Origin of the sequence: Streptomyces sp. NPDC001532 (assembly GCF_040298625.1) — a bacterium.
Lineage (GTDB): Bacteria > Actinomycetota > Actinomycetes > Streptomycetales > Streptomycetaceae > Streptomyces.
In genome coordinates, this window is record NZ_JBEPAL010000025.1 from 1 (window position 1) to 24931 (window position 24931).

The 24931-nt window shown below is 73.6% G+C and carries 19 protein-coding genes and 1 pseudogene; 10 read left to right on the forward strand and 10 right to left on the reverse strand.

Annotated elements, in window-relative coordinates:
* Positions 1-341: acyl-CoA carboxylase biotin carboxyl carrier protein subunit (locus ABT232_RS22555; protein WP_351842636.1), on the forward strand; the 341-nt coding region annotated here is incomplete at its 5' end.
* Between the two features lie 117 nt (positions 342-458).
* Here the strand turns inward: ABT232_RS22555 and ABT232_RS22560 are convergent.
* Together ABT232_RS22560 and ABT232_RS22565 are read right to left on the reverse strand one after the other, a co-directional pair.
* The gene (locus ABT232_RS22560; protein WP_351842638.1) at positions 459-1613 is read right to left on the reverse strand and encodes a hypothetical protein; all 1155 of its coding nucleotides are present in this window, start codon (positions 1611-1613) and stop codon (positions 459-461) included.
* A gap of 61 nt (positions 1614-1674) precedes the next feature.
* On the reverse strand, positions 1675-1893 hold the full coding sequence (locus tag ABT232_RS22565; RefSeq protein ID WP_351842639.1) for a hypothetical protein: 219 nt from the start codon (positions 1891-1893) through the stop codon (positions 1675-1677).
* 424 nt (positions 1894-2317) lie between these two features.
* Between ABT232_RS22565 and ABT232_RS22570 the strand changes: the two genes are divergently transcribed.
* Positions 2318-3700 (forward strand): MFS transporter, encoded by a 1383-nt coding sequence (locus tag ABT232_RS22570; RefSeq protein WP_351842641.1) that lies wholly within the window; start codon positions 2318-2320, stop codon positions 3698-3700.
* A 65-nt stretch (positions 3701-3765) separates the two neighbouring features.
* On the opposite strand, the pseudogene ABT232_RS22575 reads toward ABT232_RS22570, so the two are convergent.
* The 4 genes and pseudogenes from ABT232_RS22575 to lnt all read right to left on the reverse strand — a co-directional run.
* Positions 3766-5232: pseudogene (locus tag ABT232_RS22575) on the reverse strand (helix-turn-helix domain-containing protein); the annotation flags it as partial.
* A gap of 389 nt (positions 5233-5621) precedes the next feature.
* On the reverse strand, positions 5622-6431 hold the full coding sequence (locus ABT232_RS22585) for a 3-hydroxybutyrate dehydrogenase (protein WP_351842645.1): 810 nt from the start codon (positions 6429-6431) through the stop codon (positions 5622-5624).
* A gap of 54 nt (positions 6432-6485) precedes the next feature.
* Complete coding sequence (locus tag ABT232_RS22590) at positions 6486-6965, reverse strand: NUDIX hydrolase (protein ID WP_351842647.1); 480 nt, start codon at positions 6963-6965, stop codon at positions 6486-6488.
* Between the two features lie 68 nt (positions 6966-7033).
* A complete protein-coding gene (gene lnt / locus ABT232_RS22595; protein ID WP_351842649.1) occupies positions 7034-8644 on the reverse strand; it encodes an apolipoprotein N-acyltransferase in 1611 nt (536 codons plus the stop codon).
* Between the two features lie 251 nt (positions 8645-8895).
* Between lnt and ABT232_RS22600 the strand changes: the two genes are divergently transcribed.
* A complete protein-coding gene (locus tag ABT232_RS22600; protein WP_351842651.1) occupies positions 8896-9936 on the forward strand; it encodes an O-antigen ligase family protein in 1041 nt (346 codons plus the stop codon).
* 42 nt (positions 9937-9978) lie between these two features.
* Here the strand turns inward: ABT232_RS22600 and ABT232_RS22605 are convergent, their stop codons facing one another.
* A complete protein-coding gene (locus ABT232_RS22605) occupies positions 9979-10524 on the reverse strand; it encodes a hypothetical protein (RefSeq protein WP_351842653.1) in 546 nt (181 codons plus the stop codon).
* Between the two features lie 120 nt (positions 10525-10644).
* Complete coding sequence (locus ABT232_RS22610; RefSeq protein ID WP_351842655.1) at positions 10645-11445, reverse strand: glutamate racemase; 801 nt, start codon at positions 11443-11445, stop codon at positions 10645-10647.
* A 57-nt stretch (positions 11446-11502) separates the two neighbouring features.
* On the opposite strand from ABT232_RS22610, the gene ABT232_RS22615 reads away from it, so the two are divergent.
* A complete protein-coding gene (locus ABT232_RS22615) occupies positions 11503-12678 on the forward strand; it encodes a glycosyltransferase (protein WP_351842657.1) in 1176 nt (391 codons plus the stop codon).
* On the opposite strand, the gene ABT232_RS22620 is transcribed toward ABT232_RS22615, so the two are convergent.
* Positions 12679-13959: a TerD family protein gene (locus ABT232_RS22620; RefSeq protein WP_502975449.1), complete on the reverse strand. Its 1281-nt coding sequence runs from the start codon at positions 13957-13959 to the stop codon at positions 12679-12681.
* A 304-nt stretch (positions 13960-14263) separates the two neighbouring features.
* Between ABT232_RS22620 and ABT232_RS22625 the strand changes: the two genes are divergently transcribed.
* The 5 genes from ABT232_RS22625 to ABT232_RS22645 all read left to right on the forward strand — a co-directional run bounded on the left by ABT232_RS22625 (position 14264) and on the right by ABT232_RS22645 (position 21189).
* Positions 14264-14707: a DUF6643 family protein gene (locus ABT232_RS22625; protein WP_351842661.1), complete on the forward strand. Its 444-nt coding sequence runs from the start codon at positions 14264-14266 to the stop codon at positions 14705-14707.
* 42 nt (positions 14708-14749) lie between these two features.
* Positions 14750-15574: an MOSC domain-containing protein gene (locus ABT232_RS22630; RefSeq protein WP_351842663.1), complete on the forward strand. Its 825-nt coding sequence runs from the start codon at positions 14750-14752 to the stop codon at positions 15572-15574.
* Between the two features lie 216 nt (positions 15575-15790).
* Positions 15791-16393 (forward strand): Rv1733c family protein, encoded by a 603-nt coding sequence (locus ABT232_RS22635; RefSeq protein WP_351842665.1) that lies wholly within the window; start codon positions 15791-15793, stop codon positions 16391-16393.
* Between the two features lie 154 nt (positions 16394-16547).
* Positions 16548-18971 (forward strand): right-handed parallel beta-helix repeat-containing protein, encoded by a 2424-nt coding sequence (locus tag ABT232_RS22640; RefSeq protein ID WP_351842667.1) that lies wholly within the window; start codon positions 16548-16550, stop codon positions 18969-18971.
* Between the two features lie 202 nt (positions 18972-19173).
* Complete coding sequence (locus ABT232_RS22645) at positions 19174-21189, forward strand: glycosyl hydrolase (protein ID WP_351842669.1); 2016 nt, start codon at positions 19174-19176, stop codon at positions 21187-21189.
* A 38-nt stretch (positions 21190-21227) separates the two neighbouring features.
* Here ABT232_RS22645 and ABT232_RS22650 read toward each other — a convergent pair whose 3' ends face one another.
* Entirely contained in the window at positions 21228-23690 is a 2463-nt protein-coding gene (locus ABT232_RS22650) for a hypothetical protein (protein ID WP_450872087.1), read from the reverse strand.
* Between the two features lie 328 nt (positions 23691-24018).
* On the opposite strand from ABT232_RS22650, the gene ABT232_RS22655 reads away from it, so the two are divergent.
* Positions 24019-24849 carry a DeoR/GlpR family DNA-binding transcription regulator gene (locus ABT232_RS22655; protein ID WP_351842671.1) on the forward strand — a complete coding sequence of 277 codons (831 nt, stop codon included), beginning with the start codon at positions 24019-24021 and terminating at the stop codon, positions 24847-24849.
* The last annotated feature ends 82 nt before the right edge of the window (positions 24850-24931 follow it).

Consider the following 24931-nt stretch of genomic DNA (forward strand, 5'->3'; position numbering starts at 1 on the left):
TCGGCGGCAAGCGCCTGGAGGTCTCCCTGCCCTCCAGCCTGGGCATGTCCCTGGCCCGCACCGGCCTCGCCGCCGGCGCCAAGCCCAAGCGACGCACCGCGAAGAAGTCCGGCCCCGCCGCCTCCGGCGACACCCTCGCCTCCCCCATGCAGGGCACCATCGTCAAGGTCGCCGTCGAAGAAGGCCAGCAGGTCCAGGAAGGCGACCTCGTCGTCGTCCTGGAGGCCATGAAGATGGAACAGCCCCTCAACGCCCACAAGGCCGGCACCATCAAGGGCCTCACCGCCGACGTCGGCGCCTCCCTCACCTCCGGCGCCGCCATCTGCGAGATCAAGGACTGACCCGGACGACGACGTTAGCCCCCGGCGGACCGGAGCACTCGGCCCGCCGGGCGGCAGGACGCGCGATCGCCCCGGCGTGGCCGAACCCGTACCGGCGAACCGTGAGCGCTTCGGGACTCAGACGATCGACTTGATGGTCTTGTCCGCGTACCGCAGAGTCTCGTCGATGGCCTTGTCCATCTCGCGCAAGGCGTCGGGCTCTGCCGTGAGGAGAGCAGGGACGTTGATGATGCTCACGGCGAGGAAACACCCTGCCACGGTGAGGAACTCCTTGTACCGTTCCTGCCCCTCGTGCCCGAGCGATTCCCAGTCCCGGGGCTCCGGCGACAGACTCGCCCTCCACTTCTCCAGGGCGTGGGTGCCGTGCAGTTCGACGTATTCCATGGTGGCCGTGGCGCGATGCAGGACGTCGACCATGATGTCGAAGCCTTGCTGTGACTGATCCAGCGCCGCCTCCGCGGCCTCGACCTCGGTTCGGAGACGTTCCTCCTCCTTCTTGTTCCGGCGCTGCCGCAGGACGTAGAAACCGGCTGCCGCCAGCGCTGCCGCCGGGGCGGCGACCATGCCGGTGAGCAGGAGGGCTCCGCCGGCCATGCCCGCACCGCCCGCGGCCAGCGTGCCTCCCCCCAGGAGGGCCAGGGTCGCGTTGGTCGCGGCAACGCCGGACAGCGTCGAGATGGCCGCTCCGGTGGAGGCGGTCCCGAACAACGCGGCGGCGGTGAACGCACCGTAGGCCGCGGCGCCGCCGGCTGCCGCCCCGGCCATACCCCCAGCGGCGGCACCGCGGATCGCGTTGGCGATCCCGGCGGACATGGCCTCGACACGTATCGCGGTGGGGATCTCGCCCGTGCTGTCGATCTCCTCCTCACTCACCCTCTCCGGCGCGGGTGCCCCGCCGATGCTCTCGGCCAGCTCCACGAATCTCAGGAAGAACTTGTCGCGAACGGCATCATGAGCATGGTTGAAGGCTTCCCCGTGCTCTTGGGTGATCTTCGACCGCTCAGCCACCTTCTCGTTGATCTCGGCGTGACGTCTCTTCGTCTCCGCGACCTGGTCGCGCAACTTCTCCGGCCGCCGGCCCCGTTGACGCGCGAGAGACCTGGTTCGGTCCTCCGCCTCTTGCTTGAGCTGCGCGGGTGTCAGTTGGAGCGCGAGGGCGATGGCGGCCAGACGGTGCTCCCCGGGGCTGATGAGCCCGCGCTCGATCCGGGAGATCGAGACCGCGCCACCCTTCCCGTATTCGGCCCGCTCGGCCAACTCCTCCTGGGTCATCGAGGGTCTCTGGGCCTGGCGGTGCTCGCGGACCACGAGGCCCATCGCCTCTGCGCTGAAATCACTCACCGGATCCGGTGCCCTTTGCCGACGGGCTGTGGCGACGCCAGGAGGACTGAACCTCACGTACCAGCGCACCACCGGCGCGGAGGGCCTGGGCGCCGTCCTCCGCGAACTGCTTGGCAGCCTTGACGACGGCCGGGTCACGACGGACCTTGTCGGCGGTCTGGATGTTCTGGGCGGCAGTGGTGGCCAGGTGGGCTAGGTCGAGACGAGACATGGCAGTTGACCCTTCGTCGCTGATGGTGCCTACGCGCGTGCAACATAGCGTCACTTAGTGTTCGGGGTTCGCACTATGCCGAAATCACCTGGCGCGGAGCGCCGCGGTCGCCTCTCGGAGAGCCGTGCCTGCATCGTCCAGGGCCAGGTCGCGGTCGTCGGTCACGGCACCCAGGCCACGCCCACGCCCTGTCGCTGCCTGACTCGAACGAGTACAAGCAGCAGGCGCCGAGCACCTGCTGGAGACCCCCGGCAAGTCCACACCGGCAGCGCGGGGGCCGACCGCCATCGCCCTGCCGGCATGGTGGACACGCGCACTCCCACTTCAAGAACTATGGCGTCCCACCACATACGCCACTGACCTGCCCCTTCCTACGGTGTGGCGACACGCAAACGTCCCCATCGAACGTCAGGAAGTGGTGCCGATGTCGTCGCCCGCGACCGCTCCCCCAGCTCCGTCCAACCTCAAGCGCATCGTCGCAGCCAGCCTCATCGGCACCACCATCGAGTGGTACGACTTCTTCCTCTACGGCTCGGCGGCCGCGCTCGTCTTCAATCAGCTGTTCTTTCCCGAGTCCGATCCGCTGGTCGGCACGCTGCTGTCGTTCCTGACGTACGCCGTCGGATTCGCGGCGCGGCCGTTGGGTGCGCTGGTGTTCGGGCACTACGGCGACCGGCTCGGGCGCAAGAAGCTGCTGGTGCTGAGTCTGCTGCTGATGGGCGGGGCGACCTTCGCGATCGGGCTGCTGCCGACGCACGCGACGATCGGCACCGCGGCACCGGTGCTGCTGACCGTGCTGCGGCTGGTCCAGGGCTTCGCGCTGGGCGGTGAGTGGGGCGGTGCCGTCCTGTTGGTGTCGGAGCACGGGGACGCGCGGCGGCGCGGCTTCTGGGCCTCCTGGCCGCAGACCGGCGCGCCCGCCGGTCAGCTGCTGGCGACCGGCGTGCTGTCGCTGCTGACCGCGGTGCTGTCGGACGACGCGTTCAACACCTGGGGCTGGCGGATACCGTTCCTGCTCTCCGGTGTGCTGGTGATGGTCGGGCTGTGGATCCGGCTGTCCGTCGACGAGTCGCCCGTCTTCAAGCAGGCGCTGGCACGGGCCGAGGCACGCAAGGCCGAGGCGGCGGAAGCCGAGAAGCTGCCGCTGGTCGCCGTGCTGCGCCACCACTGGCGGGACGTCCTGGTGGCCATGGGCGCGCGCATGGCGGAGAACATCAGCTACTACGTCATCACCGCCTTCATCCTCGTGTACGCCATCAGCGAGACCGACGTCTCCAAGCAGACCGCGCTGAACGCGGTGCTGATCGCGTCGGCCGTGCACTTCGCGGTCATCCCGCTGTGGGGAGCCCTGTCGGACCGGATCGGGCGCCGCCCGGTCTATCTGCTCGGCGCGGCCGGCATCGGCCTGTGGATGTTCCCGTTCTTCGCGCTCGTCGACACCGGCGACTTCGGCGCCCTGATCCTCGCGGTGACGGTCGGGCTGGTGCTGCACGGGGCCATGTACGCCCCGCAGGCCGCCTTCTTCACCGAGATGTTCGCGACCCGGATGCGCTACTCGGGCGCCTCCATCGGCGCCCAGTTCGCCTCGGTCGCGGCCGGCGCCCCCGCCCCGCTGATCGCCACCGCCCTGCTCTCCGAGTACGGCAGCTCCACCTGGATCTCCGTGTACGTGATCGCCGCGGCGGTGCTGACGCTGATCGCCGTGGGCGTGGCCCAGGAGACCCGCCACCGTGACCTGGCCGACATCGAGCCCACCGCGGACGCCGCGCCGGCGAGCCCTCGCGCCGCGGACGCGCACACCGTCTGACCCGCGCCACCGATCCGCGCCACTGACCGCGGCCCCCGCATGCCACCGGCGCGCGGGGGCCGCGGTCAGTGGTGTTCCGGAGCCGCCAGCCGGTGCAGGCGCAGGGCGAGCTGGATCTCCAGGGCGCGGGACGGCGACTGCCAGTCGTCGCCGAGCAGACGGCCGACGCGCTCCAGTCGCTGGGCCACGGTGTTGACGTGGACGTGCAGTTCGTCCTTGGTGCGGGCGGGGCTCATGCCGCAGGCGAAGTAGGCGTCGAGGGTGCGCAGCAGCTCGGTGCCGCGCCGTTCGTCGTACCCGACCACCTGGCCTATGGTGCGGTCCACGAAACCGGCGACGTCCCGGTCGCCGGCGAGCAGCAGGCCCAGGAAGCCGAAGTCGTCGGCGGCGGCGCCGTCCCCGGTGCGGCCGAGCAGGCGCAGCGCGTCGAGGCAGCGGCGGGCCTCCGCGTAGGCCCCGGCGAGGGTGTCCGGGTGGGCGGCGAGCTCCCGGACCGGTGGGGAGGCGCCCACGGTGACCGCTTCGTGGACGGCGGTGCCCAGCTGGCGGGCGGTGCGCCGGGCCAGCTCGGTGGCGCAGTCGCCGGACGCCAGGGGCAGCAGCAGCACCGTGCCGCCGTCGCGGGCGGCGGCCAGGCCCTGCCGGGTGGCGGCGAGGTGGGAGGCGGCGGACCACAGCCGGCGCCGGGCGGCGGCCTCCTGGTCGGCGTCGGCGGCGGAACCGTCGAGCCGGGCGGCGAGCAGGACATGCGTGGCGTCCAGGTCGGCGCGCAGCCGGGCGGCGCGCTCGCGCAGCAGCCGCGGATCGCGGTCGCGGGCATCCAGCAGGTCGTCCAGGAGCTCGCCGCGGACCCGTTGCTCGGCCTCGGCGGCGGAGCGGCGGGCGAGCAGCAGCAGGGAGGTGACCATGGCGGCGCGTTCCAGGGTGCGCTGGTCGACGGGGTCGAGGCCGGGGTGGCCGCGCAGTACGAGCGCGCCGAGGAGTTCGCCGCCGGCGGCGACGGCGGCGATCCAGTCGTCCTGGTGGCGCACCGCGTGTCCTTCGGCGCGGGACTCGTCCAGGGCGCGCGCGGGCGCGTCGGCGGCTTCGGTGAACTGGACGGTGCCGTCCAGGATCTCGGAGACCGCGGCGGCCACGTCGTGCACGCCGCCGCCGCGCAGCACGAGTTCGGCGAGCCGGTCGTGCACCTCGGAGGCGCGCTCGATGACGGCGCTGCGGTCCTGGATGATCTCGTTGGCCCGCTCCAGGCCGGCGAGGGCCGAGCGGGTCTCGGTGAGCAGGTTGGCGGTGTCGATGGCGGCGGCGGCCAGCGCGGCGAAGGAACCGAGCAGGGCGATCTGCTCCCGTTCGAAGACCCGGGCGCGGCGGTCGGCCGCGTAGAGCACCCCGATGACACGGTGCTCCAGCATCAGCGGCACTCCGAGGATCGCCACGAGCCCTTCGTCGTGCACGCCCGCGTCGATGCTGTCCGTGTGCTGGAAGCGGGCGTCCTGGAAGTAGTCCTCCGTGACGTACGGCCGTGCAGCACCGGCTGCTCGTAGGCGTCGGCCGAGGCACCGCGCGCCAGCAGCTCCAGGAAGGGCGCCTCGACACCGCCGGCAGGCACCTCGACACCGGCGCCGGCCGACACCTGCACACCGGCGGCTCGCACCTCCGCACCGGCGGCCGGCGCGTCGGCACCGGCGTCGGCGGTCGCCGCCTCGGCACGGGCATCACCGGCACCGGCACCGGTGTTCGACACCTCGGTGTCGGCACCGGCCGCCGTGTGAGGCGCCTCGGCACCGGAGACACCGCCGGGCGGCTGTGTGCCGACGGCGGAGCGCTCGGCGGACTGCACGTGATCGCGGGACATGCTCACAGGATTCACCATGACGCGGGCGCCCCGTCAGCCCTGTGGAAAACTCCGGGCGGCGCCCTGGGCTCAGTGCGCGGTCCAGCCGCCGTCGAGGACCAGTGAGGTTCCCGTGACGAAAGAGGCCTGCGGGGCGCACAGGTACGCCACGGCCTCGGCGACCTCCTCCGGCTCGATGAGCCGCTTCAGCGCGCTGTCCTGGAGCAGCACCTCGGTCAGCACGCGCTCCTCGGGGATGCCGTGGGCGCGCGCCTGGTCGGCGAGCTGCCGCTCCACCAGCGGTGTGCGGACGTAACCGGGGTTCACGCAGTTGGAGGTGACGCCGTGCGGCGCGCCTTCGAGGGCGGCGGTCTTGGACAGGCCCTCCAGTCCGTGCTTGGCGGCGACGTAGGCCGACTTGTACGGCGAGGCGCGCAGCCCGTGCACCGAGGAGATGTTCACGATGCGGCCCCAGCCCTGGCCGTACATGTGCGGCAGGGCGCCGCGGATCAGCCGGAAGGGCGCCTCCAGCATCACGGTGAGCACGGTGTGGAAGACGTCGGGCGGGAACTCCTCCAGCGGCCGGACGAGCTGGATGCCGGCGTTGTTGACGAGCACGTCGGTGCCGGCGGCGACCTGCTCGGCGGCGTCCAGGTCGGTGAGGTCGAGGACGTGCGGTTCGACGGTCCCGGCCAGGCCCGCGGACTGCTCGGCGAGCGCGGCCAGCCCGGCGTCGTCCCGGTCGACCGCTCTGACCTTGGCGCCGGCGGCCGCGAGCCGCAGCGCGCAGGCGCGGCCGATGCCGCCGGCGGCGCCGGTGACGAGGGCGGTGCGGCCGCCGAGGTCGAGCGCGGCGGCGGACGGGGTGGGCGGGCCGTGGAGGTCATGGGGCGCGGTCATGACTCGACCCTAGGCAGCGCCCGACCCTCACCCCATGTGGTCACTCGCCATAGTTCACTCGGAACTCATGGGCTCGAACCATGTGGGTCCGTCCGACATGGCTTGCTTGATCCGCAGCAGCCCGAACTCGTTCAGCTCCGGCAGCGCGTCGACCTCGAACCAGCCGACCTCCAGCGACTCGTCGTCGTTGACGCGCGCCTCACCGCCGACGGCGCGGCAGCGCAGGGTGATGTCCATGTACTGGCAGACGTCGCCGTTCTCGTAGGTGACCGGCTCCAGGGCCTGGACGAGGACGACCCGCTCGGCGACGCAGTGGACGCCGGTCTCCTCGTGGACCTCGCGCACGGCGCAGGCCGCGGGCTGTTCCCCGGGTTCCGCGATGCCGCCGAGCACCGACCACTTGCGGGTGTCGGTGCGGCGGTTGAGCAGGACCCTGCCGTCGTCGTCGAAGACGATCGCGGTGATTCCGGGGAGCCACAGCAGTTGGTGTCCGGCAGAGGCCCGCAGGGCGCGGATGAAGTCAGGAATAGCCATGGGCCCGACCCTAACCGGCCCGCCGAGGTGCCCCCGGCGGGTTCCGGGGGCGTACGTCGGTCGTACGGTTACACGTCACCCGCGCGCCGCCCGCGCGCGGCGGCGGCGAGGGCCCAGCCGAGTCCGCCCGCCGCGACCAGCACCAAGGCCGTCTCGGGCAGGATGCCGAGCCGGGTGGCGGGGGTCTCGGAGGAGCGCAGCGGCACCTCCTGGACCAGGGAGTCGGCGACGAACATGCCGGTCCTCTGGGTGATCGTGCCGTCCGGCAGGATGATCGCGCTGACGCCGCTGGTGACCGGCACGGTGACGGTGCGGCTGTGCTCGACGGCGCGGATCCGCGACATGGCGAGCTGCTGGTAGGTCATCTCGCTGCGGTCGAAGGTCGCGTTGTTGCTGGGCACGGAGATCATCTGGGCGCCGTGGGTGACGGTGTCCCGCACGGCCCAGTCGAAGGCCGCCTCGTAGCAGGTGGCGAGGCCGACCTTGGTGCCGTCCAGGGTGAAGACGCCGGGCTCGTCGCCGCGGCTGAAGTCCTGGCGGACCATGCTGGTCCAGTTCTCGTTGATCGCGTCGAGCAGCGAGCGCAGGGGCAGGTACTCGCCGAACGGCTGGATCTGCCGCTTGTCGTAGGTGTCGACGGGGCCCTTCTCCGGGTCCCAGAGGATCTGCTCGTTCAGCAGCTTGCCGTCGCGTTCGACGACTCCGCCGACGGAGATGGGCGCGCCGATCGTCCGGGCCGCGTCGTCGATCACCGCGCGGGCGTCGGCGTTGGCGAAGGGGTCGATGTCGGAGGAGTTCTCGGGCCAGAGCACGAAGTCGGGTCGGGCGACCTTGCCGGCCTCGACCTGCTCCGCCAGCCTCTTCGTCTCGCGCGCGTGGTAGTCGAGGACGGCCCGGCGCTGGGCGTTGAAGTCGAGGCCCGCGCGGGGCACGTTGCCCTGGATGACGGCGACGGTGGCGGTGCCGTTCTCGGCGTCGTCGCTCACCAGGGGCAGGGCGGCGAGGGCGGCCAGCGGCGGCAGCGCCAGGCTGAGCAGTGCGGTGATCGCGGCGGAGCGCCGTACCGCGCGGGTGCGGCGGGCCCGCGCCGCGAGGCGGACGACCTCGCAGAGGCCGAAGCCGCACAGGACCACGGCGAAGCCGAGGACCGGGGTGCCGCCGACGGCGGCGAGCGGCAGGAAGACACCGTCCGCCTGCCCGAAGGCGATCTTGCCCCAGGGGAAGCCGTTGAAGGGCGCACGCGCGCGTGCCGCCTCGCCGGCGATCCACACGGCGGCCGCCCACACCGGCCAGGCGGGCAGTCGGGACACCGCGGCGATGCCCGCGCCGACCAGGGCGATGAACAGCGCCTCGATCGCGACCAGGGCGAGCCAGGGACCGGGGCCGACCTCCACGCCGGTCCACACCAGCAGCGGCAGCAGGAAGCCGAGGCCGAAGAGGTAGCCGAGGCCGAGGGCCGCCTTCACACCGCGGCCGCGCAGCGCCCAGCCGAAGGCGGCGAAGGCCGGCAGGGCCAGCCACCACAGGGTGCGCGGCGGGAAGCTGACGTAGAGCAGCACTCCGGAGAGCGCCGCGGTGGCGGCCGGGACGAGGCGCGCGAACCAGGTGCCGCGGGAAGCGGTCGCGGTGCGCGGCCGGACGTCGTCCGACTCGTCGACGGAGGTTGCGGTGACGGTCACTCCGGGAGTCTACGGCGGCCGGGCGTGGCGCCGACAGCGCGGTCCGACACGCCCGGGCCGCCCCTGGGCGGCCCGTGACAGACCTCTGCGGCATCGTTTCCGCACATCTCACCCCGACTCATCCACAAACCGCCCATCAGCCGTTACGGTGTGCCGGAGCCTCGCGCCGTCCACCCGTGTCACGGGTCGGCGGACGAGGTCCGTCACAGGTCGGGGGACCGGTTTCGGGGGGACGGGTGGGGTCCACGGGGATGACGTCTGTGGCCGGCGCCGAGGCGGACGGCGAGAGACGAAACGTTTCTTACGCGGCGGGCGTGGTGGTGCTGGGTGCCTGCGCCGTCTGGTCGCTGATCACGGCCGCGGTGCACGGCGGCCGGCCCGAGGGTGTGCTGCTGGCGGTGCTCGCCGTGGCCGCGGGGCATGCCGCCGGGCGGATCGGCGGCTCGCTGCTGCCGGTGGCCGCGCCCTGTGCCGGGGCGCTGGCCGGGCTGGCGCTGGCCGTCGCCGTGCCGCAGCTCGCCCCGGGCCCGCAGCCCGGCGCTCCGCTGGGCCACTCCGGGGCCACCGCCGCGCTGCTCGCCCTGGCCACCGGCGCGGCCTGCTGCGCGGCATGGTCCGCGAGTACCGTCCCGCTGCGGTCGGCGCTGTGGACGCTGGCCGCCGGGATCGCGGTGACCGCGGCCGTCCTGGGTTCGAGGACCGGGGCCGTCGCCTGCGCGGCGGTGCTGCTGGCCTCGCTCGCCGCCGGCCGGACACGGCACCGGGGGCCGGGCCTCGCGGGACTCGGCCTGGTCGCGGCGCTGGTGACCGGCGCCGGGTGGGCGGTCGCCGCGCAGACGCTGCCGACGGGGCTGCTCGCCTTCCTGGAGGGCCCGCTGACGCCGCACCGGGTCGACCTGTGGCGGGACACGCTCGCGCTCGCGCGCGAGGACACCGCGCTGGGAGTGGGGCCCGGGCGGTTCGGTGAGCTGAGCGAGGCCGTGGCCGGGTCGCCGCTGTCCGACGGCAAGCCGCACTCGGCGCCCTTGCAGCAGGCCGCCGAGCAGGGCGTGATCGGGCTGCTTCTGCTGGTGGCGGTGTTCTGCTGGATGCTCCACATGCTGTGGCGCACCGCGCGCCCCACCCCGGTCGCCCTGTCGGCGGGCGCGGCCCTGACGGCGCTCGCGGCGATCTCCGTGGTCGGCAACGCGCTCAGCTTCACCGCCGTGTCGGCGGGCGCGGGACTGCTGGTGGGACTGGCGACGGCCCAGCCGCAGACCGAGGAGTCCGCCCGGCCGGCGTCCGGGGCGTGAAACCGAAGAGTCCACGGGCGTGCGGCGCGTGCACCCGAGGGCTCAGTGGGCCGCGCCCGGCGCGCGCGGGCGCAGACGGTCCCTGATGACCCGTACGGCCGACTCCGCGTCGTCCACGGTGATGGTGAAGGTGTGGCCGTCCCACAGGCGCAGGATCAGTCCCTCGCCACGCCGTACGACGACGGCCGTGCCCTTCTCCGGGCGCCAGCGGTATCCCCAGCCGCCCCAGTGACGCGGAGTGACGTGCGGGGCGAAGTCGGCGCCGGCGACGTCGGAGAGCAGGATCCGGCGGCGCGGCACCCCGATGTGGCCGCAGCGGATCTCCAGGCACTCCTGGTCCACCCGCAGCGCGACATGCACGAAGGCGAGGGTGCCGAAGAGGACCAGCAGCCCGGCGGCGATGCAGCCGACGACGGCCATCACCAGCGGGGCGATCCCCGTGGTCCACGCGGAGTCGACGGCCAGCTCGATGCCGAGCGCCATACAGGCGGCGCCGATCAGCGCCAGCAGCCACTGGACCCGGTTGGTGGCCCGCCCGGTCCAGACATCGGGGTGCGAGGAGTGCTCGCGGCGGGGGTGGTCCCTCATGCTTCGAGACTACTCAGCTTTCGCTGCGCGGGTAGTCCGTAGCGCAGGGTGACTGGTCCGCTCGGGTCACGCGCGGGACACGCCGTCCCGAGCGCGCCGAGACCGTGGCGGCACCGCCGGTCAGCGGGAGTCGGCCACCGGGGCGGGCACCGCCGTGGTCAGCAGCCGGCCCTCCGCATAGGCGAGCGCGGGCCCGGGCAGGGGGCCCTCGCGACCGCTCAGGAGCACCGTCACCTCACCCAGGGAGTCCGCCACCGGCTCCAGGCCGGCGCCGATGCGACGCAGCGCCTGGGCGGCCACGGCGCCGGCCGAGCCGTGCAGCACCAGGGGCGGACGGCCGGGCCGCTGGACGGCGGCGCGGATGCGCTCGGCGACCAGCTCGTAGTGGGTGCAGCCGAGGACCACGGTCGTGACCTCGTCCGGCGTCAGTTCGGCGGCCGCCGCGACGGCGGCGTCGATCGCCGTCTCGTCCGCGTGCTCCACGGCCTCGGCCAGTCCCCAGCACGGCACCTCGGTGACCGGGACCCCGGCGGCGAAGTCACGGATGAGTCCGCGCTGGTAGGGGCTGCCGGTGGTGGCGGGAGTGGCCCAGATCGCGACGGGACCGCCGCCGGCCGCGGCCGGCTTGATCGCCGGGACCGTGCCGATGACCGGCAGACCGGGCTCCAGGCGGGCGCGGAGCGTGGGCAGCGCGTGGACGGTGGCGGTGTTGCAGCCGACGATGAGGGCCTGGGGCCGGTGCGCGGCGGCGGCCTCGGCGACGGCCACGGCCCGCCGGGTCAGGTCCTCGGGGGTGCGCGGTCCCCAGGGCATGCCGTCGGGGTCGAGGGAGAGGACCAGATCGGCGTCGGGGCGGAGGCGCCGTACCGCGGCGGTGGCCGCCAGCAGCCCGATTCCTGAGTCCATGAGCGCGATCTTCACCCGGCCACGATAGACGATGTGCTCTTGACGGCCGCCGCCGTGGGGCAGACTGCGCGGGTGAGCGCCCTCGCATGGACTGCCGCCGGATCACTCGCCGCCTGGCTGTGGCTGCTGCTCGGCCAGGGTTTCTTCTGGCGCACGGACGTCAGGCTGCCGCCGCGCCGCGATCCCGACGACTGGCCGAGCGTCTGTGTGGTCGTGCCGGCCCGTGACGAGGCGGCGGTGCTGCCGCTGAGCCTGCCGTCGCTGCTCGGGCAGGACTATCCGGGGCGGGCGGAGGTGTTCCTCGTCGACGACGGCAGCACGGACGGCACCGGTGAGCTGGCCCGGGAGCTGGCCGAGGCTCGGCCGGGGCTGCCGCTCACCGTGGTCTCGCCGGGTGAGCCGCCGGCGGGCTGGACCGGCAAGCTGTGGGCGGTGCGGCACGGCATCGGGGAGGCACGCGCGTGTGCTCCCGAGTATCTGCTGCTGACCGACGCGGACATCGCGCATGCCCCGGACAGCCTGCGCACGCTGGTCGCGGCGGCCCGCACCGGGGGCTTCGACGTGGTGTCGCAGATGGCGCGGCTGCGGGTGGAGAGCCTGTGGGAGCGGTTGGTCGTGCCGGCGTTCGTCTACTTCTTCGCGCAGCTGTACCCCTTCCGGTGGATCGGCCGACGCGGGGCGCGGACGGCGGCAGCGGCGGGCGGCTGTGTGCTGCTGCGGACCGAGGCCGCCGAGCGGGCCCGGATCCCGGACGCCATCCGCCAGGCCGTCATCGACGACGTGGCGCTCGCGCGGGCGGTCCGCGGCGCCGGCGGCCGGCTGTGGCTGGGGCTGGCGGAGCGGGTGGACAGTGTGCGGCCGTATCCGCGGCTGCACGACCTGTGGCGGATGGTGTCGCGCAGCGCCTACGCGCAGCTGCGGCACAACCCGCCGCTGCTGCTCGGCACGGTCGCCGGACTGGCGGTCGTGTATCTGGTGCCACCGGTGGCGCTGCTCGCCGGGGCGGTCGCGGGCGACATGGCGGCTGCGGCGTCGGGTGCCGCGGCGTGGCTGGTGATGGCGGGGACGTACGGGCCGATGCTGCGCTACTACCGGCAGCCCCTGTGGCTCGCTCCCCTGCTGCCGTTCACGGCCTTCCTCTATCTGCTGATGACGGTCGACTCGGCGGTGCGGCACTACCAGGGGCGAGGTGCGGCCTGGAAGGGCCGCACCTACACCCGTCCGGACGCCGTCGCGGACGAGGGCTGATCACTTCCGTCCGGGCGTCCAGTTCATGCCGAACCCGTAGGCCTGGTCGACGGCCCGCTGCGGGCTGAGGCCCCGGTCGAGCACCAGGTAGCGGGCCTCGCGCTGGACCACGAGGTCGCCGCCGGTGTTGGTGATCAGCGCCAGCGCGCACACCTGGGAGGGCACGGTGCACTCGTCCAGGGAGAAGTCGATGGCGGCGCCGTGCTGCGGTTGCAGGGTGACCGTGGCGTGCAGGTCGGCGAAGGAGCGGGCGCCCTGGTAGATGAAGACGAAGACGAGGATGCGCCGGAAGGCGTCCTTGTGATCGAGGTTGACGGTCAGGTTCTCGCCGGTCGCCACGGCCCCGGTGCGGTCGTCGCCGTCGAGGTGGATGTACGGCGGCTGGTGCAGGGCGCCGAAGGTGTTGCCGAGGGCCTGGACGACGCCCTTGGTGCCGTCGGCCAGCTCGTACAGGGCGCACAGGTCGAGGTCGAGGTCGGAGTGCATGGCGACGGCCCGCCCGCGCTTGCTGCCCCATCCCGAGAACTGCTTGCGCACCTGCCAGTTGAGGTTGACGCGCAGCGCGCCCGAGGTGCCGCCCTGCTTGGCCAGCGACACCGTCGGGCTGCTCTTGGTGAGCGTGACCTTGGTGAGCCGCACGGGCGCGGCGGGCGGCGCGGCGGGCGGCGGCGGGGGCGCGGTCACGGGCCGCGCGGGCGGCGGCGGGGGTGCGATGACGGGTGCCGTGACGGTCGGCGTCGGGGCGGGGGGCGGGGTGTGCTGGGGTTCGTCGACGGTGATGCCGAAATCGGTGGCGAGCCCTTCGAGGCCGCTGCCGTAGCCCTGGCCGACCGCGCGGAACTTCCAGGCGCCCTGGCGGCGGTAGAACTCGCCGAGCACGAACGCCGTTTCGACCGAGGCGTCGGTGCTGTCGAAGCGGGCGACCACGGTGCCCCGGGCGGCGTCCTTGACCTCGATGGAGAGGTCCGGGACCTGGCCGAAGGTGCCGCCGTCGGAGGAGGCGGCCAGCACCACCGTCTCCACGGCGGGCTCCACGCGCGCGAGGTCGACGAGGAGCGTGTCGGTCACCCGGCCGCCGGCGTCCCGTTTGCCCTCGTGGCGGACCGCGCCCGAGGTGTGCGCGGGCTGGTTGTAGAAGACGAGGTCGCTGTCGGAGCGGACTCTTCCGCCCACCAGCAGCAGGGCCGAGGCGTCCGCGTCGGGCACCCCCGGCCCGCCGCGCCAGCCCACCTCGACGCGCAGCGCCGTCGTCGGCACCGGCGTATTCGATCCTTTCGGCATGGACATGTCCGCCCCCATCACGCGTTCTCCCTGGGATCTCTGCACGCACAACCTATTGCCCCGGGCCGCGAACTCCCACGGGGTGCGCGGGATGCCTCGCGGGCTCTTTCGAAGTCGTAGGAAGATCCCAGGGCCAACCGTGGGTAACCCGCCCGGAACTGAGCCTTTACACGATCAGGGTGCCGCTCGGCGCCCCTTTTTCCCGTGTTCGCTCGCATTACGGATCCGGCGTCACCGCAGACACGGAAAACAACCCCATTATCGGTCTCCCCAACCAGCACATCGTGGGCTTAACTTATGTGCCATGACCTCCCCCCGCTCCACTTATGGTGGCGGCTACTACTCCGCCTCCTTCCCGGACACCCCGATCTACGACTCTCTCGTCGCCGAGCGGGGCACCCCGCAGATCGCCCCGATCCGGGTCCCCGCCGCGTACGACACGCCGGCCAGTTCGCTGCCCGCGCTGCCGTCCGCACTGCCCGCCCTCCCGGCGGCCCCGTCCCAGCCCGCCTACGGCTACCCGCAGCAGGCGCAGCATCCCGCGCCGCTCCAGCACGCTGCGCCGACGGCGTACATCCCGCAGCAGGCCTCCGCGCCGCGCGGCTACCCCGGACCGCAGGCCCCGCAGCAGCCGCGCCCGGCCGCCGCGCCCGGCACCGGGTACGAGGCGATGCGCCCCGCGGCGCCGCGTCCCGCCGCCGCCCCTTATCAGGACCCGTACAACAACCAGCAGTACCGCGGCTACTGATCGGCTTCCCGTGCCGCCGGCGCCACCTGGCACGATGGCGGCATGGGGAATGCCGAACTGCAGTCGATCCACGTCCATCCGGTCAAGGCGTTCCGGGGTCTGTCGCCCCGGGAGGCCGTCGTGGAGCCCTGGGGGCTGGCCGGAGACCGACGCTGGGTGCTGATCGACGACGGGGGAAAGGTCGTCACGCAACGCCAGCAGCCGCGCCTCGCCCTGGCCGCCGCCGAGCTCCTGCCCGGCGGCGGCCTTCGGCTGTCCGCACCCGGCCTCGACCCGCTGACGGTGGCCGTGCCGGAGCCGGTCGGCGCGGTGACGCTGGAGATCTTCCGCGACAAGGTGGACGGCATCCCGGCCGACCCGGCCGCGCACGCCTGGTGCAGTGCCTTCCTCGGCATCGACGTCCGGCTGGTGCACATGGACGATCCCGCCGTCCGGCGCCCCGTCGACCCGGGGTACGCGCTGCCCGGCGAGACGGTCAGCTTCGCCGACGGATACCCGCTGCTGGTCACCTCGGCGGCCTCCCTCGACGCCCTGAACGCGTTGATCGCGCAGGGCGACCGCCCCGAGGAGGGGCCGCTGCCGATGAACCGCTTCCGGCCCAACCTGGTCGTGGCGGGCACCGCGCCGTGGGCGGAGGACGACTGGTCCCGGATCGCGGTCGGGGGCGTCGAGTTCCGCGTCGCCAAGCCCTGCGGGCGGTGCGTGGTGACCACCACCGACCAGTCGAGCGCCGAGCGTGGCAAGGAGCCGCTGCTCACCCTCGGGCGTCATCGCCGGATGGGCGGCAAGGTGGTCTTCGGCCAGAATCTGGTGCCCCTCTCCCCCGGCACCGTCCGCGTCGGTGACCCGGTGCGCATCCTCGCGTAGCCCGGTCCGCGGCACCGGCGGCGGCGCCGCGGTGACGAGAACCCGCCATGTCGGCGACGGGCGGGAACCGCGGTGGGCGGCCCGCACGTTGGGGTCTCGTGAGAACGTCGTGCGGACCCGGTCACGAGTGATGTCGCTCCTTCACCGACCGGTTCCGCACCTGGGCGGCCGGCGGCTCCGGCGGGGACCGACACGGAGCGGGAAGGGGGTGCGGGAGTGCGAGCCCTGAGCGGACTCTGGCGCTGGCGGCACAATCCGCTGCGCCGCGCGACCGATCTGGCCGAGGCCTGGCTGGCCCTGGTGGCGCTGCTGCTGGTGCTCCTCGTCGCGCCCGTGATCGGCGCTCTCGTCGGCTCCGCGGCCCAGGACTCCCTCCAGCGCTCGGTCCGCGAACAGCGCCAGTCCCGGCAGCAGGTGACGGCCACGGTGGTGCGCAGACTGGAGCGCGGCCCGCTGGACGCCGACCCCGAGACCGCGACCCGCGACACCCGCACCCGGGTCCTGGCCGACTGGACCGGGCCCGACGGCAGCACGCACCAGGGCCCGGTCATGGCGCAGCTCGAGTCCGCCGAACCAGGCGACGAGTTCAGACTCTGGACCGACCCGGACGGCCGTCCGGTGACCCGCCCTCTGGACAGCGCCACCGCCGCGACGCACGCCGTGCTCGCCGGGGTCGGCTCGGCGCTGCTCACCGCGGGCCTGGTCGAGGGCTTCAGACGGCTGGTCGTCTGGCGCATGGTCCGCGTTCGGTACGCCCGTCTGGACCGGGCCTGGGAACAGGCCGGACCGGACTGGGGCAGGACCGGCGCCGGCAGCTGACCGCCTTCCGGCTCCGGTCAACCCACCGTCCGCGCGCACGCTACGGTGGACCGGCCGAACTCATCGGCACAGACCCGCGCGCCGGAGCGCCGAAGGGGTGCGCCCCGACGGCGGACGAGCCGGCAGTACGACGAGGTGGGGGCGCAGCAACGCCATGGCACAGGGCACGGTCCAGGTGACGCACACCGGCACTTCGCGGTGGCGGCGCCGCACAGGTGAGTACGCATCGCTCGCCGCCGCCCTGGAGGCCGCGGCCGACGGTGACGTGCTCACCATCGCCGCCGGCACGTACCGGGAGAACCTCGTCGTCGAGCGCGCCGTGACGCTGCGCGGCCCGGAAGGAGCTCCCGGTTCGGTGCGCATCGCCCCGATCGACGGGGTGCCGCTGACCGTGCGGGCCTCGGCCGTGGTGCAGGACCTGCACGTGGAGGGCCAGGACGCGGCCGCGCCCGCGCTGCTGGTGGAGGAGGGCACGCCGGAGCTGATCGACGTCCGGGTCGTCACCCGGTCCGCGGCGGGCATCGAGGTGCGCGGCGACGCCCGGCCGACCGTGCGCCGCTGCACCGTCGACAACCCGGCGGGCATCGGCATCGCCGTGGTGGACGGCGGGGGCGGGCTGTTCGAGGAGTGCGAGGTGGTGTCCGCCGGGCAGGCGGGTGTCGCGGTGCGCGGCGGCGGTCATCCGCGGCTGGCGCGCTGCCGGGTGCACCACGCCGCCGGTTCAGGCCTCACCGTGACGGGCGAGAACTCGGCGCTGGAGGCGGTGGGTTGCGAGGTGTACGAGGTCCGGGGCAGCGGGGTGCAGCTCACCGGCCGCGCCACCGGCCATCTCACCGACTGCGATGTGCATCGCACCACGGCGGACGGCGTCACCCTCGACACGGACGCCGTGCTGACGCTCGCCGACTGCCGCATCCACGACATCCCGGAGAACGCGGTCGACCTGCGGTCGCGCGCGGTGCTGACGCTGACCCGCACGACGGTGCGGCAGTTCGGCCGCAACGGGCTGTCGGTGTGGGACCCGGGGACCCGGGTGGACGCCAACCAGTGCGAGATCTTCGACAGCACCGGTGACTATCCGGCGGTGTGGGTCAGTGACGGCGCGACCGCGGTGCTGGACTCCTGCCGTGTGCACGACGTGCCGGACGCGCTGTTCGTCCTCGACCGGGGTTCCCGCGCCGACGTCGTCGACAGCGATCTGTCCCAGGTGCGCAACACGGCCGTGTCGGTGAGCGACGGAGCGACCGCGCAGCTCGACGACTGCCGCATCCGGGACGCGGCGACGGGTGCCTGGTTCCGCGACCACGGCAGCGGCGGCACCCTCAGCAACTGCACGGTGGACGGCACCCAGACCGGTGTGATCGTCACCAAAGGCGCCGACCCCACCATCGAGCGCTGCACCGTCGACTCCCCCTCGGAGGCCGGTTTCTACGTCTCGGCGGGCGGCCGCGGCAGTTTCCTGAACTGCCGGGTGACGGGCAGCGGCGGCTACGGCTTCCATGTGCTCGACGGCTGTCGTACGACGCTGCGCAAGTGCCGTACGGAGCGGTGCGCGCGCGGTGGTTACGAGTTCGCGGAGGGCGGCCCGGACGCCGGCTCGGGTGCCGGACCGGTCGTCGAGGACTGCACCAGCGACGAGAGCGGGGGCCTGCGGCGTGCCGCGCCGCAGGAGCCGGCCGTGCAGACGGCGACGCTGACGCCGGGGCTTCTGAGCGCGATCCCCGAGCCGCGCCCCACAGAGCCGGCGCCCGCCGCCGCGCCGCCGGCCCGCACGTCCAAGGCCGTGCTCGGCGAACTGGACGCGCTGGTGGGCCTGGAGAGCGTCAAGCGCGAGGTGCGGGCGCTGACCGACATGATCGAGGTGGGCCGGCGGCGGCAGCAGGCGGGCCTGAAGGCGGCCTCGGTCAAACGGCATCTGGTCTTCACCGGCTCCCCCGGCACCGGCAAGACGACGGTCGCCCGGCTCTACGGCGAGATCCTGGCCTCGCTGGGCGTGCTGGAGAAGGGCCATCTGGTCGAGGTGTCCCGGGTGGACCTGGTCGGCGAGCACATCGGTTCCACGGCGATCCGCACCCAGGAGGCCTTCGAACGGGCCCGTGGCGGCGTGCTGTTCATCGACGAGGCGTACGCGCTCTCCCCGGAGGACGCCGGCCGGGACTTCGGCAAGGAGGCCATCGACACCCTGGTGAAGCTGATGGAGGACCACCGCGACGCGGTCGTGGTGATCGTGGCGGGTTACACGGCCGAGATGGAGCGCTTCCTGTCGGTCAACCCCGGTGTCGCCTCACGTTTCTCACGCACCATCACCTTCACCGACTACGGCCCCGAGGAGCTGCTGCGGATCGTGGAGCAGCAGGCGGAGGAGCACGAGTACCGGCTGGCCGCCGGCGCCGCCGAGGCCCTGCTGAAGTACTTCACCGCGCTCCCCAAGGGCCCGGCCTTCGGCAACGGCCGTACCGCGCGGCAGACCTTCGAGGCGATGGTCGAGCGGCACGCGAGCCGCGTCGCCCAGTTCGCCGAGCCGAGCACGGACGACCTGACGCTGCTGTTCCCGGAGGACCTGCCGGATCCGGCGTGAGAAGGCGGGCCCTGGGAGGGCGTCTCGCGGTTCACGCCGGAAGCCGGCCCGAGCCCGCGAGACGCCCTCCCGTCCCACCCAGCGGACGATTTCACTAAACCGGTCGCTTAACTGTCGCGACAGCGTAGACAACGTTGTCGTCCATCCGGCACAGTCGGCCCTCCCTTCACCGTGAGAGCCGGCCATGTCCAAGGAGACAGCCATGCGCAAGCCTGCCGTGAACCGCCGTTCGTTCGTCCTCCTCGGGGCCACGACCGCCATGGCGGCGGGCGCCGGCATACCGGTGGCCTCGGCCGTGAGCCCCGCCGCGACGCCGGCCGGCGCGCCGATCCCCGTCCGGATCGCCGACGACAAGGCGACGAGTGCCACGCGCGCGCTCTTCGCTCACCTGATGCGGCAGCAGGGCGCCGGCATCCTCTTCGGCCACCAGCACGCCCTGTCCTACGGCGTCACCTTCACCACGCAGGACGGCAAGGCGTCCGACACCAAGGCGGCGGTGGGCGACCACCCGGCGCTGTTCGGCTGGGACACCCTGATCCTCGACGGTGACGAGCGCCCCGGCCGGAGGGACGCGACCGAGGCCGAGAACATCGCCGCGCTCAGCCGGTGCATCCGGCAGGCGGACGCCTGCGGGGGCATCAACACGCTCAGCGCGCACATGCCGAACTTCGTCACCGGCGAGAACTTCTACGACACCTCGGGCCGTGTCGTCAGCCAGATCCTGCCCGGCGGCGCCCGGCACGCGAGGTACAACGCCTTCCTCGACCGTGTCGCCGAGGCGGTCAAGGGCGCACGGCGACCGGACGGCACGCTGATCCCGGTCGTCTTCCGGCCCTTCCACGAGAACAACGGCGGCTGGTTCTGGTGGGGCGCCGGCCACACCACCTCGGCGGAGTACATCGAGATCTTCCGCTACACGGTCGAGTACCTGCGGGACACCAAGCGCGTCCGCAACCTGCTCTACGCGTACTCGCCCAACTCCGGCTTCGGCGGCGACCCGACGGGCTATCTCAAGACCTACCCGGGCGACGGTTACGTCGACATCCTCGGCTACGACGCCTACGACAGTTCCGCCGGATCGGACGCCTGGCTGGAGAGCCTGGTGAAGGACCTGGCGATGGTGGTACGCCTCGCCAAGGAACGGGGCAAGGTCCCGGCCTACACCGAGTTCGGCGAGAGCGGTGAGGAGGGCCGCGACCCGCGGTGGTTCACGAAGCTGCTGGCCGCCATCGAGGCGGACCCGCTGGCCCGCCGGGTGACCTACATGCAGACCTGGGCCAACTTCGGCAGCGGCACCCGGTCCTACGTGCCGACGCCGGGCCACGCCCTGCACGCGGACTTCGTCCGGTACGCCCAGGACCCCTACACGGTGTTCGCCGGTGATCTGCGGGGCGTGTACGCGGCGCGCACCACCGCCGTACGGAACACCCCGTTCATGCACCTGGTGACCCCCACGGACCGGCAGCGCCTGACCGGCGCGGAGAACACCGTCCGGGTGCGGGTCACGCACGCGGCGGCGAGCCGGGTCACCTACTCGGTGAACGGCGGACGCGCCCGGCAGCTCCGCCTCGACGCCGACGGCTTCCACTCCGGTGACTGGCCGGTCGACCCGGCCTGGCTGGACAACCGGTCGGTGACCCTCTCGGTGGAGGCCCGGGTGCACGGCCGGACCCTCACCGACTCGGCGCTGGTCCTCCTCGGCGAGGTCGCTCCCCTGCCCGCCGGATGGATCGACGACTTCGAGGGGTACGCCGGGGACGACGCCACCCTCAGCGAGGCCTACAGCCACGTCAACGCCAACACCACGACCCTGTCGGCCGACCACAAGGCCTCGGGCTCGTACGGGCTGGCCTACGCGTACGACCTCGGCAGCGCCGGGTACACCGGCATCGGCAAGACGGTCGACGCGGACTGGACCGCCTTCTCGTCGCTGGTGCTGTGGCTGCGGGGCGACGGTTCGGCGAACGGCGCGACCCTCCAGATCGTGTCCAAGGGCGCCTACTTCGAGTACGGGATCCCGCTGTCCGACACCGGTGGGCGGGAGATCCGGGCGCCGTTCGCGGAGTTCCGGCCCGCCCCCTGGGACACCGCGCACGCCGGGGAGGTGCTCGACGCCGCCCACCTCGCCGAGGTGGCCGCGTTCAACCTGTACCTCGGCCACGGCAGCGGCGCCCCGGCCGAGGGGGTCGTGTACGTGGACGACATCAGGGCCGAATGACCGCCGCCGGCCCGGGACGGTCCGTCATCCGGCGGAGGTCAGCACGAGCCGGACTCCGATGCCGAGGGTGATGTGCCGGCCCCGGCCGGGGGGCGCTGGGCCGGCAGGTCGGGGCGCAGGCGGGCCAGCAGGCGCCGGCGCTCCTCGGCGAAGGCGGGGTCCGCCTGGTAGTCGGAGTGCCCGAGGACGGGTGCGGGCAGCGGGTGGTCGTCGGTGCGGCCGTGGGCGAGCGGGTCCTTCAGGGGCTCGCGGTCGACCTCGGGCCCGCCACCCGGCGGCACACGGACCGGGCCGCCGATGGGGTCGGTGAGCCGGTACAGGTTGCGCCAGCAGTCCACCTCGTGGTGCAGGGCGCTCAGCGCGTCGGGTCCGAAGTGGGCCGGGAACCAGCGGCCGTAGAGGCGTTCCAGCGGCGAGCCGTAGGTCAGCAGGGCGACCCGTCTGCGGGTGGCCGGGGACAGCTGCCAGGCCGTGGCGGCGGCGAGGACGCTGCCCTGGGAGTGGCCGGAGAGGACGAGCCGGCCGCCGGTGGAGCGCACCCAGGTGTCGATCCGCCAGGTCAGGTCGGGCACCGCGCGCTCGGCGTAGCAGGGCGGGGCGAACGGGTGGGCGGCGCGCGGCCAGAAGGTGCCGACGTCCCAGAGGATGCCGATGGTGCGCCGCGCGGAGGCGTCCTTGTAGGCGCGGCGGCCCCAGGTGACGAACAGTATGAAGCCGAGGCCGATCAGCCAGGAGCCCAGGGCCTGCGCGGTGTCCGCGGCGCCCTGGACGAAGGCGGGCGCCTCGCGGGCGGCGCGGCTCGGGGTCTGCCCGGTGCTCAGGGCGCCCACGAGGGCCGCGGCGCCCAGGAGCAGGGTGGCGGTGGCGACGACGGCGACGAGCAGCGGGCCGCGGTCGGTGAGGCCGGCCATGGCGCGGGTGCGGGCGATACGGCGGGTGCGGTCGGGTTCCTGGTGCTCGCCGGGGTAGTCCTCGGCGACGGCGGCACGTTCGGCGCGGGCCTGCCGCAGGGTGTGCCGGGCCAGCAGGGCGATCAGCGCGATCAGGACGAGGAGCAGGGTCGGGATCACGGACGCCTGCCAGGTCAGCAGGACGGGCGGGCCGGGGATGGCGGCGTGGGTGCCGTCCAGCCAGTCCGCGACCCGCTGGGACACCCCGCCGGACATCACCGCGCCCAGGGCGCAGGCCAGCATGGCGACGGCGGGCCCGCCGAGGCCCGCGATGGCGGCGCGGGCCTTCGCGGGGGCGTCGTCCGGCGGCCGGGTGCCGGCCGGTGGGACGGCCGAGCGGTGCAGGAGGTGGGCGACGGCGGCGAGGGTGACCACCAGCAGTCCCTGGACCAGGGCGATACCGCCGAAGACCGGGTCGCCCGGCAGCCGTCCGGACGACTCCCATTCCGGGCGCTCCCAGCCGGCGTACACCAGGACGAGAGCGAACATCAGGAGCGCGACGAGCGGCAGGCGGCGCACCAGGGGGCCGTCGCGGTCCTCGTCGAGGCGGCGCTCGGTGCGGCCCCGGCGGCAGACCACCGCCACCACGAGGACGGCGCCGGCGAGCAGGGCCGCCGTGAGCAGCCGGCCCGCGAGGTCGAGGGCGGCCGGTCCGCCGGGGGCGCGGTCCTGGCGGGCGGCGGGGCCGATGACCGCGGCGGCCACCGTGAGCAGGCCCGCGGCGGTGTGCGCGGCGCGCAGCCTCGCGACCAGGCGGCGGCCGTACCAGAAGCCGGGCCGGCTCAGCGCGGTGTGGGCGGTGGCCTCGTCGGTCTCGGGGGCGGCATGGGTGAGCGGCACCTGGGTCTCGTAGGCGTTCCAGGTGCGCCGGGAGAGGTACCAGAGCAGGCCGACGAGGAGGGCGGGCAGCAGCGCGGCGAGTGCGAGGCGGCGGCCGGGGCGGCTCCACCAGCCGCCGTCGGACACGGTGGGCGACAGGAAGCCGAGCCAGGAGTGCCGCTCGGCGCAGGCGGGGGTGCCCGCGCACTGCCAGGCGCCGAGGTCGAGGGCGACCTCGCAGGCGGCGGCGATCAGCAGCACGGTGAGGCTGAGCCCGGCGAGGCGGGTCAGCAGCCCGTAGAGCCGTACCGCGCGGGTGCGGCCGTGGGCGGCGGGGCGCATCCAGTGGGCGAGGTTGACCACCATGAACGGCAGCAGCAACAGCCACAGGGCGCGGGCGCCGTTGCCGGAGGTGAGGTTGCACCAGACGTACGCCTCGGGCACCGGTCGGGCGTCCGGGCCGGTGTGGCGGGCGGGGTCCTCGACGTCGGCGGTGCGCCGGAAGACGGCGGCGGTCTCGTCGCCCGCGACCCGTACCGTGCGCGGATCGTCCAGCATCTGTTCCGGTGTGGTGCCGCCCACGCCGTGGACCAGCAGCTCCAGCGCGGCCCCGGACCGGCCGGGCCGGTCGGGCTGTCCGGGCTGTCCGAGCCGGTCGGGCCGGTCGGGCCGGTCGGCGGGCCCGGTGGCCGTCGCCGCTTCGTTCAGGGCACGTTCCTGCGCGTGTTCCACCGTGTCGCACTTCCCCCGTGACGCACCGTCGGTCTCCGCTGTCCGTGCGGGCCACCAGGATGCCCTTCGAGCACGCTCCGTACACCTGTCGTCACCGAATCTCCCCGATTCGTGATCCGGGTGAGCGGCAGATGAGACCCACGTGACATGCGCGCGTCGGGCAATCGGTGGCGCAGCCCGCTGCGGCCCGTGCGAGGATGGGACGCCCACGCACCGGAGCCCGGGGATAAGCCCTGGTCGAAAGGGGTCCCGGCCCGAGCGGAGCCGAGAGCCCGGGGAGGGTGCCAGGGCTTGTCGGACGGGTTGAGGGGAAAGGACCGGAGCGTACGTGAGCGAGAATCAGAACCTCCTCGCGGAGCAGCGGCGCGCCCTGATCCTGGACGAGGTGCGCCGCCGCGGTGGGGTCCGCGTCAACGAGCTGACCCGCAAGCTCGGCGTGTCGGACATGACGGTCCGCCGCGACCTCGACGCGCTGGCCCGGCAGGGCGTGCTGGAGAAGGTGCACGGCGGCGCGGTGCCGGTGGCGGAGGCGAGCACGCACGAGCCGGGTTTCGAGGCGAAGTCCGGGCTCGAGCTGACCGCCAAGGAGGACATCGCGCGGGCGGCGGCGGAGCTGGTCGCGCCGGGTGCCGCGATCGCGCTGTCGGGCGGTACGACGACGTACGCGCTCGCCCATCACCTGGTGGACGTCCCCGAACTCACCGTCGTCACCAACTCGGTGCGGGTGGCGGACGTCTTCCACGCGGCGCAGCGCACCTCGGGGCCGCGCGCCGGTGCCGCCACGGTGGTGCTGACCGGCGGGGTGCGCACCCCGTCCGACTCGCTGGTGGGGCCGGTGGCCGACCAGGCGATCGCGACGCTCCACTTCGACGTGCTGTTCCTCGGTGTGCACGGGATATCGGTCGAGGCCGGCCTGTCGACGCCGAACCTCGCGGAGGCCGAGACCAACCGGCGTCTGGTGCAGTCGGCGCGCCGGGTCGTGGTGGTCGCCGACCACACCAAGTGGGGCACGGTGGGACTGAGTTCCTTCGCGACGCTGGAGCAGGTCGACACGCTGGTGACGGACGCCGGGCTGCCGTCGGCGGCCCGCACCGAGGTGTCCGAGCGGCTGCGGCGCCTGGTGGTGGCGGGCGAGCCCGACGAGGGCGCGGACGACTGACGTCCCGCCCGGCAGCACGCCGCGCCGGGTGTCCTCGCCGTCGGGCGGGGAGTCGGTCCTCATGACCTCCGGCCCCTGAGGC

Bases quoted from the DNA above. Each gene is read 5' to 3' on its own strand.
- ABT232_RS22570 (WP_351842641.1), top strand. From the start codon at position 2,318: ATGTCGTCGCCCGCGACCGCTCCCCCAGCTCCGTCCAACCTCAAGCGC.
- ABT232_RS22645 (WP_351842669.1), top strand. From the start codon at position 19,174: ATGCGCAAGCCTGCCGTGAACCGCCGTTCGTTCGTCCTCCTCGGGGCC.
- ABT232_RS22605 (WP_351842653.1), bottom strand. From the start codon at position 10,524: ATGAGGGACCACCCCCGCCGCGAGCACTCCTCGCACCCCGATGTCTGG.
- ABT232_RS22600 (WP_351842651.1), top strand. From the start codon at position 8,896: ATGACGTCTGTGGCCGGCGCCGAGGCGGACGGCGAGAGACGAAACGTT.
- ABT232_RS22625 (WP_351842661.1), top strand. From the start codon at position 14,264: ATGACCTCCCCCCGCTCCACTTATGGTGGCGGCTACTACTCCGCCTCC.
- ABT232_RS22565 (WP_351842639.1), bottom strand. From the start codon at position 1,893: ATGTCTCGTCTCGACCTAGCCCACCTGGCCACCACTGCCGCCCAGAAC.
- ABT232_RS22630 (WP_351842663.1), top strand. From the start codon at position 14,750: ATGGGGAATGCCGAACTGCAGTCGATCCACGTCCATCCGGTCAAGGCG.
- ABT232_RS22560 (WP_351842638.1), bottom strand. From the start codon at position 1,613: ATGACCCAGGAGGAGTTGGCCGAGCGGGCCGAATACGGGAAGGGTGGC.
- ABT232_RS22640 (WP_351842667.1), top strand. From the start codon at position 16,548: ATGGCACAGGGCACGGTCCAGGTGACGCACACCGGCACTTCGCGGTGG.
- ABT232_RS22620 (WP_502975449.1), bottom strand. From the start codon at position 13,959: ATGCCGAAAGGATCGAATACGCCGGTGCCGACGACGGCGCTGCGCGTC.
- ABT232_RS22590 (WP_351842647.1), bottom strand. From the start codon at position 6,965: ATGGCTATTCCTGACTTCATCCGCGCCCTGCGGGCCTCTGCCGGACAC.
- ABT232_RS22585 (WP_351842645.1), bottom strand. From the start codon at position 6,431: ATGACCGCGCCCCATGACCTCCACGGCCCGCCCACCCCGTCCGCCGCC.